Source organism: Bacillus sp. SRI_025 (assembly GCF_057592095.1).
Genome location: NZ_JBYEGB010000001.1, coordinates 559,187 through 572,462, shown reverse-complemented (window position 1 = coordinate 572,462; position 13,276 = coordinate 559,187). Strand labels below are relative to the sequence as shown.

Here is a 13,276-nt window from a genome sequence, read left to right as displayed (position 1 = left end):
GCAAAATGACACAAAACCAAATTTCAATTCATGTAAAGTCAGTGATGAAACCAGAGACGGAGCCGGCTGAAACGATCGAATTCCGCACGACTGGAACGTATCAAGAGAAGAATGACAAAACGTATCTCACTTACCATGAAGAACATGAAATGGGTCAAGTAAAAACCGTTGTGAAAATGAGTGAAAAAGAAATTTTTGTCATGAGATCAGGGGCTATTCAAATGAAGCAGCGCTTTCTCATTGGAGAAACGACCGTCACACATTACACGATGCCATTCGGTACACTTCAGTTAGATGTGCACACACATGGCATTGATCTCGATGTGGACAAGGGGCTGCTGCACATTACGTACGATATGCTGACAGGAGAAGATCAAAAGCATTTACATACATTATCGATTTCGTATAAGGAGGATTTACGTTCATGAATATCGCAGAACAGGTCAAAGATGCGTTAAAAGAAGAAATCATTGCGGCAGTCGTCAAAGCAGGACTTGCCGATGAAAGCCAGGTGCCAGATGTCCTTTTAGAAGTGCCGAAAGACAAAACTCACGGTGATTACTCTACCAACATGGCGATGCAGCTTGCCCGCATTGCGAAAAAAGCACCTCGTCAAATCGCAGAAGACATCGTCAATGCGTTTGATAAAGGGAAAGCTTCCATTGAAAAACTGGATATCGCAGGTCCAGGATTCATTAACTTTTATATGAACAATCAGTATTTAACAAAGCTGATTCCAGCTGTCCTTGAAGCAAAAGAAGCGTATGGCGAAACGAATACAGGCGGCGGTCAAAAGGTGCAAGTCGAATTCGTCTCAGCCAACCCAACAGGTGATCTTCACCTTGGACATGCCCGCGGAGCAGCTGTAGGAGATTCCCTTTGCAACATCCTTGATAAAGCAGGGTTCGATGTGAGCCGTGAATACTATATCAACGATGCAGGGAATCAAATCAATAACCTCGCTTTATCTGTCGAAGCACGTTATTTTGAGGCACTCGGTCTTGAAAAAGAAATGCCTGAAGACGGCTACAGAGGGGAAGACATCAAAGGCATCGGACAAAAGCTTGCGGATGAATTTGGTGACCGTTTCGTTCATGAATCGGAAGAAGAGCGGATGAAGTTCTTCCGTGAATACGGATTGAAATACGAATTAGAGAAATTACGTGTAGACCTTGAGAATTTCCGTGTACCATTTGATGTATGGTATTCAGAAACCTCTTTATATGAAAACGGAAAAATCGAACTAGCGCTGGAAACACTTCGTGAAAAAGGCTATGTCTTTGAAGAAGACGGCGCAACATGGCTGCGTTCAACTGATTTTGGCGATGATAAGGACCGTGTGCTGATTAAAAAAGATGGCAGCTTCACTTACCTGCTTCCAGACATCGCATATCATAAAGACAAATTGGACAGAGGCTTTGACCAGCTTATTAACATTTGGGGAGCGGACCATCACGGCTATATCCCTCGAATGAAAGCGGCGATCCAAGCACTTGGATATCCAGCTGGCAAGCTTGAAGTAGAAATCATCCAGCTTGTGCATCTTTACAAAAACGGTGAAAAGATGAAGATGAGTAAGCGTACAGGAAAAGCTGTCACAATGCGTGATCTCATTGAAGAAGTCGGCTTAGATGCGACTCGTTATTTCTTTGCGATGAGAAGTGCGGCGACACATATGGACTTTGACCTAGACCTAGCCATTTCTACGTCTAACGAAAACCCTGTGTACTATGCACAATATGCGCATGCGAGAATTTGCAGCATGCTGCGTCAAGGAGAAGAAAAAGGCTACGAACCAAACCTTGAAAAAGCCGATTTCTCTCACATTCAATCGGAAAAAGAATACGATCTTCTCAAAATCATTGGCAGCTTCCCAGAAGTTGTAGCAGAAGCAGCTGAAAAGCGTATTCCGCACCGCGTGACGAACTATATTTATGACCTTGCATCAGCCCTTCACAGCTTCTACAATGCCGAGAAGGTCATCGATGTAGAAAACGAAACAAAAACAACAGCACGTCTTTCACTCATGAAAGCAACACAAATCACGCTCACTAATGCATTAAAACTAATTGGTGTATCGGCTCCGGAAAAGATGTAATGAAATGAAAGAAAGCCCCACTCTATTGGATGAGTGGGGCTTTTTCATATAAAAAACCCGCTATCTTCAAGCGGGCTTTGAAAATTATCCAAGCGTATTAATTATGTTAGAAATAGAATCAAATAATTGGCTAAGTACATCAGAGAACATAGAGTGTGCCTCCCTTCGGTAAGCATGTAGTATGTGTGCGTCAAATGGAATTATCCAAGTGTGTTAATAATGTTAGAGATAGAATCGAATAATTGGCTAAGTACATCAGAAAACATATTTTTGCCTCCTCTCTTTTCTTTTTACATCTACTTAACGAAGGGAATGAAGGGTTGGATCACTTTTTCTAAAAAAATTTTAAAAAAGATGGTGGCATAGAAAAAAGCACCGGCTATTCGGGTGCTTTTTTGCCTTTAGTTATGAATGAATGCGTAGCTTTATGTCTCCATTTGTACACGCTAGCTGAACGTTTCCACCAATCGGGAAGGTGAAGACGGGCTGTGTATGTCCGATATCGACATCGTAAATCACTGGGATGTGTTTGAGCATTGGGTGCTTATCTAGAATGAACCTCAAATGTTCCTCTGTCATCTTGGATTTCTTCTGAAATCGTCCGATGATCAATCCTTTGATTGATTGTGCATGCTGCAAGAGGGAGGTAAGGTCTCTGGCGAACATTTCAGGGAATACCAGCTCATCATCCTCGACAAATAAGATCGCATCCTTTACATTCGGCATAAACGATGTCCCTTGCAGTAAGTTCAGTGTACAAAGGTTTCCGCCATACAAGGTGCCTTCAGCTGTTCCTTCCTGATAAATCCCCCATGTTGTCGGATGAAACTGCCTGTTCGCTTGATCGAGATACCAAGCATCATCACTCCATTTTGTCGAAGGAATCACATCAAACGGTTCGCCGCCGTTCATCAAGCAAGCTTGAAACATGGCAGTCTGCTCCTCCTGCCCCTGCTCCATGTAAAATCTGGAAAAATGGGGGCCGGAATATGTCACCATATCACATTTCGCTGTAATGGCGTTTGCAAGTGCAGTGATGTCACTATAGCCGCAGAGGACTTTAGGGTGCTGACGGATCAAGTCGTAATCAATATAAGGCAAAAGTTCATTGCAGTTGAAGCCTCCGATGGCTGTCAAAATACCATCGACATCATGATCTCTGAACGCCTCATGCAGATCAGACAAGCGGTGTTCAATAGACGATGAGGAATGAAGGTCACATTCAAACACATGCTGTCCCAAAGAGACAGTGAAGCCTAATGCCTCTAAACGTTTTTTCGCTTGAGAAATTCCTTCTTCTGATAAAATGCTGGCACTTCGGCTTGGGGCAATAACACGTATATGGCTCCCTTTTTTAAGAGGTGAGGGGGTATGCATAAACAGATCTTCCTTTCCATCACATATTTCTCTATTATATCGGATCAAATAGCGAAAGTCTGTAAAGGCTAGGAGAAAGGAATGGGTCGTGCGTTTCATACAAGCTGTGCAAAGGGTATGGAAGAGAAAAAGACAGAATGAGGGCGGAGAATGTGAAAAAGAGAAGACTGGAATTTTTATTTTTATATTTTATGATATTTGGGGCATATGTGGTGTATTGGTGGACTGTGCCGGCGTGGAGCGTTCAGCTGTACGCAGCGATTTATATCGCCATTATTTTATTTAGTATCGTCTCACTCATGCTGGAGAATCGTACATCACAGCACACGTTATTATGGATATATGTGCTGATTTTTTTCCCGATCATTGGCTATATGTTCTATCTGTTCTCAGGACAGCTCTATGTAAAAGGTCATTTATTCAAATCAAAGAGAATGTATAACCGTGAAAAATTAAGAAGAATATCTGAGCTTGAGAGCAAGCCGGATGAATCACGTTTAACTGATAATCAGCGTGGTTTTTTTCAATACACAGAAAAAGCTACAGGCATGCATGTGAATACAAATAGTGATATGGACATTTTAAAAAATGGAGAGGAGACGTTTCCCCGAATTTTTGAAGAGTTAAAAAAAGCACAATCATTCATTCATATTGAATATTACATGTTTAAATCTGATTTCCTCGGCCACCGGATGATGGAGATTTTGATTGAAAAAGTGAAAGAAGGGGTAGAGGTTCGCTTCATATATGATGCGGCGGGCAGCATTCGTTTCTCACGAAAAGATATTAAACGCTTGAAGCAGGCAGGGGTAAAGGTCGCTCCTTTTCTACCTTTAAAATATGGATTTTTTAACCAAAAATTCAATTTCCGAAATCACCGAAAAATCGTCATTATTGATGGAGAAACAGGGTTCGTCGGCGGATTAAATGTTGGCAAGGAATACGTAGGACGGGATGAAAAGATCGGCTTTTGGCGTGATACGCATGCCATGTTAAAGGGTGAGGCTGTTCAGACCCTTCACTCCGTTTTTATGCTCGACTGGGAATATGTATCAGATGAAGTATTAATTGATGATCCGAAGTATCATACGCCGCATCCTGTGACAGGAGAGGATGTCATTCAGGTTGTACCAACTGGACCTGATATGAAAGAAAGTATGAGTGATTTATATGATGCTCTCATTTCTAATGCGAAACAATTTGTCTGGATTGCCACACCTTATTTTGTACCAAACGAATCGATTCGCACTGCGCTCAAAATCGCTGCCACAAGAGGGGTGGATGTGCGGGTGATGGTACCGGAGATCAATGACGGATTTCTCACGCAATATGCCACACGTTCCTACTTTTCTGAGCTTCTAAAAGAGGGCATCAAGGTATATCACTATCAAAAAGGGTTCATGCATCAAAAGGTGATGATCGCAGATGGAGAACTCGCCTCTGTCGGCACCGCAAATGTTGATATGAGAAGCTTTCAGCTTAATTTTGAGGTCAATGTCTTTACAGCAGCGAAAAAGCCAATTGATCAATTGATGGCCCACTATGAGGAAGATATGAAGGAATGTGAGCAAATGGGTCCTGTTCATTTTTATAAAAGAGGCTTAAAAGAGCGGTTGAAGGAATCATTTGCCCGATTGTTTTCTGGCGTATTATGAGGGTTTCCAGTCAAAGAAATCATTTCCTGATCTAGTATTTTGCAGAGGATTCCTCTATAATTGAAAATGATTATCAATTATAGAGGAAATGAGGTCCTTTTACATATGCTAAAACGCTTTTTCGCCTATTACAGGCCCTATCGCGGTCTGTTCTTTTTAGATTTCTTTTGCGCTGTCGCAGTTGGATTAATGGAACTTGGTTTCCCGCTGATCGTGAACTACTTCATTGATACGTTATTACCAACAGGGAACTGGACAGTCATTGCCTGGACCGCACTTGCTCTGTTTATCATTTATGCCCTCAGCTCAGTGATGCAATTTATTGTGTCGTACTGGGGACACATGCTTGGCATTAATATTGAAACAGATATGAGGAAGAAGCTGTTTGATCATTTTCAGCGTCTCTCATTTAAGTTTTTTGATAACAACAAAACGGGTAAGCTTATGTCTCGGATGACAAATGACCTCATGTACATTGGGGAGGTGGCTCATCACGGACCTGAGGATTTGTTTATTGCGATTATGACGATTCTTGGCGCCTTTGCTGTCATGCTAATGATTAACTGGCAGCTTGCTATTTTAACCTTCTTGATCATGCCCGTCATCATTTGGCTTGCCCTTCATTTTAATAAAAAGATGACACAGGCGATTACACAGCTGAACAATGACATTGGAGACTTTCATGCAAGGGTTGAAAACAATATCGGCGGTATTCGTCTTGTTCAAGCCTTTGCCAACGAACATTTTGAGAAAAAGCGTTTTGCTGAAAACAACAACCGCTTTCGGAAAGCGAAGCTTCTTTCATATAAAATCATGTCGGTTAACGGCTCAATCAGTTACATTCTGACACGTCTTGTGACACTGTTTGTCCTTCTAGCAGGGACATGGTTTGTTCTGCAGGGTCAATTAACGGCAGGTGGATTTATCGCGTTTGTTCTGATTACAAACGTCTTATTCAGACCGATTGATAAGATTAACACAGTGATTGAAATGTATCCAAAAGGCATTGCGGGCTTTAAAAGTTATGTCGACTTACTTGAAACAGAGCCAGATGTGAAGGATACAGAAGGAGCTCGTGATGTATTCGGGCTGAAAGGTGAAATTGAATATCGAAACGTGACATTTGGCTACGATGAGCACAGTCATGTGTTAAAGGATATCGATTTGAAGATCAAACAAGGAGAAACCGTTGCGTTTGTCGGGCCCTCAGGAGCCGGGAAATCGACGATCTGCAGTTTGCTGCCACGTTTTTATGATGTGGATGAAGGGGAGATTACGATTGATGGCGTGAGTACAAAATCGATGACCCTCTCTTCTTTAAGACAGCAGATTGGCATTGTGCAGCAGGATGTCTTTTTATTCTCAGGCACCATTCGAGAAAACATTGCGTACGGCAACCTAGAAGCCAGTGATGCAGAGATTTGGGAGGCTGTACGTCGTGCGCATTTAGAGGAACTCGTTCAGCGTTTCCCAGAAGGATTAAATACTGTCATAGGCGAGCGCGGCGTCAAATTGTCAGGCGGTCAAAAGCAGCGCCTGTCCATTGCGCGGATGTTCCTAAAAAATCCTTCAATTCTAATTTTAGATGAAGCCACATCAGCACTTGATACAGAAACAGAAAAAGCTATACAGGATGCACTAAGCGAACTGGCTGTCGGCAGGACGACACTCGTTATTGCCCACCGCCTCGCTACAATTAAGCACGCCGATCGTATCATCGTCGTAACAGAAGAAGGCATTCAAGAACAAGGCCGCCACCAAGAACTCATCCAAATGGGCGGCGTGTACAGCAGACTGCATGAAGCGCAGTTTGGTCATTGATAGTAAGGCGTAAATGAGTTCAGCTATTGAGTTGGACTCATTTTTTTACATGTGATAATAAAAAGTGGTTCGTCCTGCAAATATTTAAATCACCATTTAAATGGAATTCTGATATAATTTAAGGAAATTAGATCCAAAAGGAGAGGGTTGTTTGAGCGAAACAGCAAAAACATTCATGCTGAAAAGCATTCACTACGTGACTCTTGTTGGTTTATTTATATTGATCATTCCAGCTGGAATCAACCCAGTATTTTTTTATATCGGGATTATTTTATTTGGCATTCACCTTTTTGTAAACGTTATAGACAGTTCTTTAAGCAAAGTCAAAATATCGATAGCATTGATTATTAGTTTTACGCTCATATTACTTGGCCTTTTTAAAATATTTTTTTGAAAAGATTTTCATTCGTTCAGTAGCCCTTTTGATAAAGGGCTTTTTTTGTTAGGATAGAAAAAATGCGTGTAGGAAGGATCTGATGGAATGAAGGGGCTTCGGCGATTACAAAAGGGCGATAAGATCGGTATTTTTTCACCTTCTAGTCCTGCATCAGCGACCTCGCCTCTTAGGTATGAGCGGGCGAAGAAGTGGCTTGAGCAAAAAGGTTTCATTGTGATCCCAGGATCATTAACTGGGAAAGAGGATCACTACCGTTCCGGTACAATTCAAGAACGAGCTGATGAGCTGAATGAGCTGATGGCTAGAGAGGACTTGGCGTGCATCATGTCAATGATTGGCGGTACGAATTCAAATAGTTTGCTGCCTTATCTTGATTTTGAGCTGCTGAATCAACATCCGAAAATCATGATCGGTTATTCAGATGCGACAGCGATTCTACTAGCGGCGTACGAAAAAACGGGACTGCCTGTTTTCTACGGGCCGGCGCTTGTCCCTTCTTTTGGCGAGTTTGAACCGTTTGTCAATTTTACATATCAGTCATTTGAGGACATCTTGATGTCTCCTCAAAGCATTCCTTATCAGATTGAAAAACCGCCTTTTTGGACAGATGAACGAATCAATTGGGAAGAAAAGACGGGTGATAAAAAGCAGCGTCCGAATGATTGGCTGTGCGTCATAGAGGGACAGGCAGAAGGCAGATTGATCGGCGGGAACCTGAATGCGATGTACGGCATTTGGGGAAGTGAGTTCATGCCAGCCATCCAAAACGGAGACATCCTCCTCATTGAAGATTGCATGAAAACCGCTTCTGTTGTAGAAAAGAATTTCTCTTTATTGAAAGTAAATGGAGTGTTTGAACGGGTGTCAGGGATTCTTTTAGGAAAACATGAGCTGTTTGATGATGAAGGGACGGGCAAAGAGCCTTACGAGATTTTACTTGAGGTGCTCGGAGAGACAAAAAGACCACTCATCGCTGATTTTGACTGTGCCCATACGCACCCAATGCTTACGATGCCAATTGGGGCACAAGTGAAAATAGATGCAGCTTCTAAACAAGTTTGGCTGACAGAAGAGTGGATATAAAAAAGAGCGGCCCGAGGCTGCTCTTTTTTATGAAACCTTTTCTTTCTCAAACGGCTGTAGAAGGTCTTGCGCTTTTTTCCCCTCTACGACAATTAAATAATCAGATTCTAAATGAGTGAGCCTGAAGGTTTCAAGCTCTACGATGTTCTTAATGCTGCACATTGTTTTTTTAGAATACACATATATACGATGCTGAGCCTGCTGGCACTTTTCATAAAGAGAAATAAGCTTATGTAAATTCAACGCTTTTGCAGCGATTCGGATTGAATAGATTTGAGACATCTTCATATCCTCCTGTTAATTACTTTTTCACAATAGCTTTGTTACCCCCATTTGCACAAAGGTAAACCTTTCTCTATGATTTCCACTCAATGGTTCCTCCGCCCGTCCGCTTATTGCCCCTTATCGCAGACAGCTCTTCGACTAGACGGAGCAGAGCCTGATCCTTTAATTTTGCTTCAATCATAAAATCTACATCACGGCCATACGGTTTTAATGCTTGAAAAAGCGGTAAGACAAAGGCCATATCTACACCATCTGCATGACTACGTATGGCTTTTTCTGATTTAGGTGAAGACAAGTGGATTTTGGGTGGAATGCCAGTCTTTGTCCAAGTGTCGAACATTCTTGGAAGGATGTCATCGAGTGCGGCATCGTCATCTTTATTTGCCACATGATGATGGTAATCAAAAACAAATGGAATGTCATGCTTTTCACATACGCCAAGCGTTTCGAGCGACGTATATGTTTTGTCATCGTTCTCAAGTGTCATCCTTGCTTTGATATGAGCCGGAAGCTGTTTGATATTTTCATCAAAGCGTTGAAGAGCCGATTCTTTATCGCCGTACGCTCCGCCTATATGAATATTCATGTAACCTTCCTTTTCGAGCTTCATTGCCTCAAGCATCTGATAATGGTACGTCATATCGATGACGGCATTGTCTGTAATTGAAGGTTTTGGGCTGGTAAACAAGGTGAATTGATTGGGGTGAAAGCTTACCCGTAAGTTGTGCCGTTTCACCAACTTGCCAATCTCAAGAAATTCTTTGTGAAAAGGGGTCACGAAGTCCCAGCGCACCTCGGGATGGGTAGCGAGCGGGACGATCGAGCTTGAAAAACGGTACAGCGGGATATCATGAGCAATGGCGAAATAAAGTGTTCTTAATGTATTCACGAGATTGGCTTTCGTTGTTCGCAATAAAGCCTCTTTTCTTTCTTCCTTAGAGAGCTTGCTGTATCTTGCAAAGGTCAGCGACTTGGCAGGAGAAGCTTCCCACAAGGTGACGGCATTCGATACATAACCAAATCGATAACGCATAGGTCATCTCCTTTATAAAAAATACGATAACATGGCGGCAACCCACTCAAGCGGCCGTGTGATAAGAGGGCGCTTTGACAATGTTTCTTCTGTCAGGATCTCAGATACTTCCATATGCTCCCGAATTTTTTCCTCTACGTGTGCAGTAAAGTCGGGATCATCAATGGCTACATCTACTTCTTCGTTTAAAAACAAGCTTCGTTTATCAAAATTCGCGGTACTGATCATACAGCGGCTGTGATCAATCAATATGGCTTTCGAATGATAAAATCCTTTATAAAAACGATAAACAAGACATCCAGAGGCAATGAGATCCTTTAAATAATGAAAACCAGCCTCTTTGACAAGTGGATGATCCGCTTTCATTGGAATGATAATTTCAACTGTGACGCCCCGTTTTCGTGCATCCATCAGCGCCTTCAGAAGAGGAGCTGATGGAATAAAATACGGCGTACAGATGATGATTTGTTTCTTCGCCTGCTCAATATCTTGGAGAAATAAAGCTTCTAAAGAAAAACCGGCAGTCGCGCGTGTTGTGCATTGTAATGTTCCCGGTTCCAATGCAGGGAAAACCTCATATTGCAGCTGATGAATGCCAGACGACCGGTACAAATCATTCAGAAACACATGCTGGAGATCTGCGACAACCTGTCCAGTCATCCGCAAATGATAATCTTTCCAAATGCCAAAGCGGCCTTTTTTCCCAACATATTCATCACCTATATTAAATCCGCCAATATAGCCAATCTTCCCATCAATCACCGTAATTTTACGGTGATTTCTCATGTTTAACCGGTAAATCAAAAAAGGAAAACGAGGCTTATTTAAAAAGTAAAATTGAATGCCGCTTCTTTCTAGCATGTCAATCGACTTTTGATCAAACGGATAGGAGCCTAATCGGTCGGTCAGCAAAAAGACGGAAACGCCTTGCTCCGCTTTGGCTTTCAATGCTTGGAACACCCTTTGACCAATCTTGTCGTTCTTTACAATAAAGAACATCATATGAATAGAAGAAGAGGCCTGCTGTATATCCGTAAGCAGCTGATCGAAAAATGGTTCGCCATCATGATAAAAGGTGGCATCGCCGCTTGTTTGGTCAAAAGACCGTTCAAATGCGTGCGTAGAAAAATATTTCTTTCCCATATAAAGGTCTAACATGACGAGCAAAACGATGGCAATGAGTACGAGTAGGATGATCAATGCGATCATGAAACTTCCTCCTTTTTTGCATATTTCAATAGTGTACCCAAACGCACAAAAAATATTGACTGAATACTCATTCATTATTTATGATAGAGGTACAACATGGAAACGGAACAAAGTGGGTTTTGGGGAATGAAAGGGGGAGCAAGATGAATAGCCTTTTAATCATCAACTTGATCGCATTTGCGGCGGTGACCGCTTACGCTCTGTATTTGTTTGTTTATCTCATTCGAACACGAGCGGCGTATATTCGTCTTGGTAAAAAAGAAGAGTTTCAACAAGACATGAAGAAACGCTTAGAGCGTGTTTGGGTCAATGTATTTGGGCAAAAGAAGTTGTTAAAGGACAAGAAGAGCGGCATCATTCATGTGCTGTTTTTCTACGGTTTTATCCTTGTACAGTTCGGAGCCCTTGATTTTATTTTGAAGGGGCTTATTCCAGACAGCGGGCTTCCTTTAGGTCCGGTGTACGGCGTCTTTACGTTTTTCCAAGAGGTGGTCACACTTCTCATTTTAGTGGCCGTTGTATGGGCTTTCCATAGAAGATATGTGGAAAAACTTGTCCGTTTAAAACGAGGTTTTAAATCGGGTCTAGTGCTTTTATTTATTGGCGGATTAATGCTGACAGTCTTACTAGGGAACGGCATGAACATCATCTGGCATGGACACTCTCTATCATTAACTGAGCCAATCGCTTCTGGTATTGCTTTCTTGCTGGGCGGAATTTCACCTCTTGCGGCTGCGATTGTTTTTTATGCCGCATGGTGGATGCATCTGCTCATTTTGCTGACATTTTTAGTATATGTTCCTCAGTCAAAGCACGCCCATTTGATTGCAGGGCCTGTCAACGTATTTGTCAGCAGATTAGACCCGCCAGGCAAGCTGCAAAAAATCGATTTTGAAGATGAGACACAAGAGACCTTCGGTGTGGGAAAAATTGAAGACTTCCGTCAGTCTCAGCTGATTGATCTTTACGCCTGTGTGGAATGCGGGCGCTGCACGAATATGTGCCCGGCAACAGGGACAGGAAAGATGCTGTCTCCAATGGATTTGATTTTAAGGTTAAGAGATCATTTAACCAATAAAGGGGCCGCTATTACATCGAAAACACCTTGGGTCCCGCAGCTTGCCTTCAAGCAGACAACAGGAAACCAGTTGGCACTGCAGGCGAGAGGAGCAGGTGCGGAAGAGTCGGCTGCCAGCTCTATATACCATCCTTCTCTTATTGGAGAGGTCATTACAGAAGAAGAGATCTGGGCATGTACGACATGCCGAAACTGTGAAGACCAATGCCCTGTCATGAATGAACATGTCGACAAGATTATTGATATGCGCAGATATCTTGTGCTGACCGAAGGAAAAATGGACGCGGATGCACAGCGTGCCATGACAAGCATTGAGCGCCAAGGAAACCCGTGGGGATTGAACCGGAAAGAAAGAGAAAATTGGCGTGAACTGAGAGAAGATGTGCATGTGCCGACAGTGAAAGAGCTGAAAAAAGCAGAGCAAACCTTTGATTATTTATTCTGGGTTGGTTCAATGGGGGCATATGACAATCGAAGCCAAAAGATTGCACTTGCCTTTGCAAAACTCCTCAATGAAGCGGGGGTATCCTTTGCGATCCTAGGCAATAAAGAGAAAAACTCAGGCGATACACCAAGAAGACTCGGAAACGAATTTTTATTCCAAGAGCTTGCTGCAAAAAATATTGAAGAATTTCAGAAAAACGGCGTCACAAAGATCGTCACGATTGATCCACACGCCTACAACTTATTTAAAAATGAATATCCAGACTTTGGACTTGAGGCAGAAGTGTACCATCATACAGAATTATTGGCAGAGTTAGTGAAAGAAGGGAAAATAACGCCTGTACATGAAGTGAACGAGGTAATTACCTTCCACGACTCATGCTACTTAGGCAGATATAACGAAGTGTACGACCCGCCAAGAGACATTTTAAAAGCCATTCCAGGTGTGACGCTGAAAGAAATGGAACGCAACCGTGAAACTGGTATGTGCTGCGGTGCAGGCGGGGGCTTAATGTGGATGGAAGAAGAGACGGGTACCCGGATTAACACTGCACGAACGGAGCAGGCGTTACAGGTTCAGCCGTCCATCATCAGCTCAGGGTGTCCTTATTGCTTAACGATGCTGGGAGATGGGACGAAGGCGAAGGAAGTAGAGGAGCAAGTAGGCACATTTGATGTCGCCGAACTTCTTGAAAAATCAGTGTTTGGTGAGCCTGGAAAACAGGTGTCGTAAAGATGACAGGCCGATGAATAGGATGTTCATCGGCTTATCCATGGCGCTGTTTCATTAGCTGTC

At 42.7% G+C, this 13,276-nt stretch carries 11 protein-coding genes; 7 read left to right on the top strand and 4 right to left on the bottom strand.

The features are described 5' to 3' along the window. The first annotated feature begins 5 nt into the window (after positions 1 to 5). Entirely contained in the window at positions 6 to 428 is a 423-nt protein-coding gene (locus tag AC20OE_RS02925; protein WP_003215400.1) for a YwiB family protein, read from the top strand. Continuing rightward, positions 425 to 2,098 carry an arginine--tRNA ligase gene (gene argS / locus AC20OE_RS02920; RefSeq protein ID WP_099663758.1) on the top strand — a complete coding sequence of 558 codons (1,674 nt, stop codon included), beginning with the start codon at positions 425 to 427 and terminating at the stop codon, positions 2,096 to 2,098. Before AC20OE_RS02925 ends, argS begins: the two co-directional genes overlap by 4 nt. A gap of 405 nt (positions 2,099 to 2,503) precedes the next feature. Here argS and AC20OE_RS02915 read toward each other — a convergent pair whose 3' ends face one another. Next, positions 2,504 to 3,475: a S66 family peptidase gene (locus AC20OE_RS02915; RefSeq protein WP_487268324.1), complete on the bottom strand. Its 972-nt coding sequence runs from the start codon at positions 3,473 to 3,475 to the stop codon at positions 2,504 to 2,506. A 137-nt stretch (positions 3,476 to 3,612) separates the two neighbouring features. Between AC20OE_RS02915 and cls (AC20OE_RS02910) the strand changes: the two genes are divergently transcribed. The 4 genes from cls (AC20OE_RS02910) (at position 3,613) to AC20OE_RS02895 (ending at position 8,431) form a co-directional block, all read left to right on the top strand. Next, positions 3,613 to 5,130, top strand: coding sequence for a cardiolipin synthase (gene cls / locus AC20OE_RS02910; protein ID WP_372555790.1), 1,518 nt, complete (start codon positions 3,613 to 3,615; stop codon positions 5,128 to 5,130). Positions 5,131 to 5,235: 105 nt separating this feature from the next. Then, the gene (locus AC20OE_RS02905) at positions 5,236 to 6,951 is read left to right on the top strand and encodes an ABC transporter ATP-binding protein (RefSeq protein ID WP_047202612.1); all 1,716 of its coding nucleotides are present in this window, start codon (positions 5,236 to 5,238) and stop codon (positions 6,949 to 6,951) included. A 151-nt stretch (positions 6,952 to 7,102) separates the two neighbouring features. After that, a complete protein-coding gene (locus AC20OE_RS02900) occupies positions 7,103 to 7,345 on the top strand; it encodes a hypothetical protein (protein ID WP_039182177.1) in 243 nt (80 codons plus the stop codon). A gap of 87 nt (positions 7,346 to 7,432) precedes the next feature. Further along, positions 7,433 to 8,431 carry a S66 family peptidase gene (locus AC20OE_RS02895; RefSeq protein ID WP_099663760.1) on the top strand — a complete coding sequence of 333 codons (999 nt, stop codon included), beginning with the start codon at positions 7,433 to 7,435 and terminating at the stop codon, positions 8,429 to 8,431. 27 nt (positions 8,432 to 8,458) lie between these two features. On the opposite strand, the gene AC20OE_RS02890 is transcribed toward AC20OE_RS02895, so the two are convergent. The 3 genes from AC20OE_RS02890 to cls (AC20OE_RS02880) all read right to left on the bottom strand — a co-directional run bounded on the left by AC20OE_RS02890 (position 8,459) and on the right by cls (AC20OE_RS02880) (position 10,958). Then, a complete protein-coding gene (locus tag AC20OE_RS02890) occupies positions 8,459 to 8,713 on the bottom strand; it encodes a hypothetical protein (RefSeq protein ID WP_039182170.1) in 255 nt (84 codons plus the stop codon). 73 nt (positions 8,714 to 8,786) lie between these two features. After that, positions 8,787 to 9,749, bottom strand: coding sequence for a UV DNA damage repair endonuclease UvsE (gene uvsE / locus AC20OE_RS02885; RefSeq protein ID WP_058838543.1), 963 nt, complete (start codon positions 9,747 to 9,749; stop codon positions 8,787 to 8,789). Positions 9,750 to 9,761: 12 nt separating this feature from the next. Further along, entirely contained in the window at positions 9,762 to 10,958 is a 1,197-nt protein-coding gene (gene cls, locus AC20OE_RS02880; protein ID WP_099663761.1) for a cardiolipin synthase, read from the bottom strand. A 143-nt stretch (positions 10,959 to 11,101) separates the two neighbouring features. Here cls (AC20OE_RS02880) and AC20OE_RS02875 point away from each other — a divergent pair, with 143 nt between their 5' ends. Further along, positions 11,102 to 13,213 (top strand): heterodisulfide reductase-related iron-sulfur binding cluster, encoded by a 2,112-nt coding sequence (locus AC20OE_RS02875; protein ID WP_487268320.1) that lies wholly within the window; start codon positions 11,102 to 11,104, stop codon positions 13,211 to 13,213. Positions 13,214 to 13,276 lie beyond the last annotated feature (63 nt).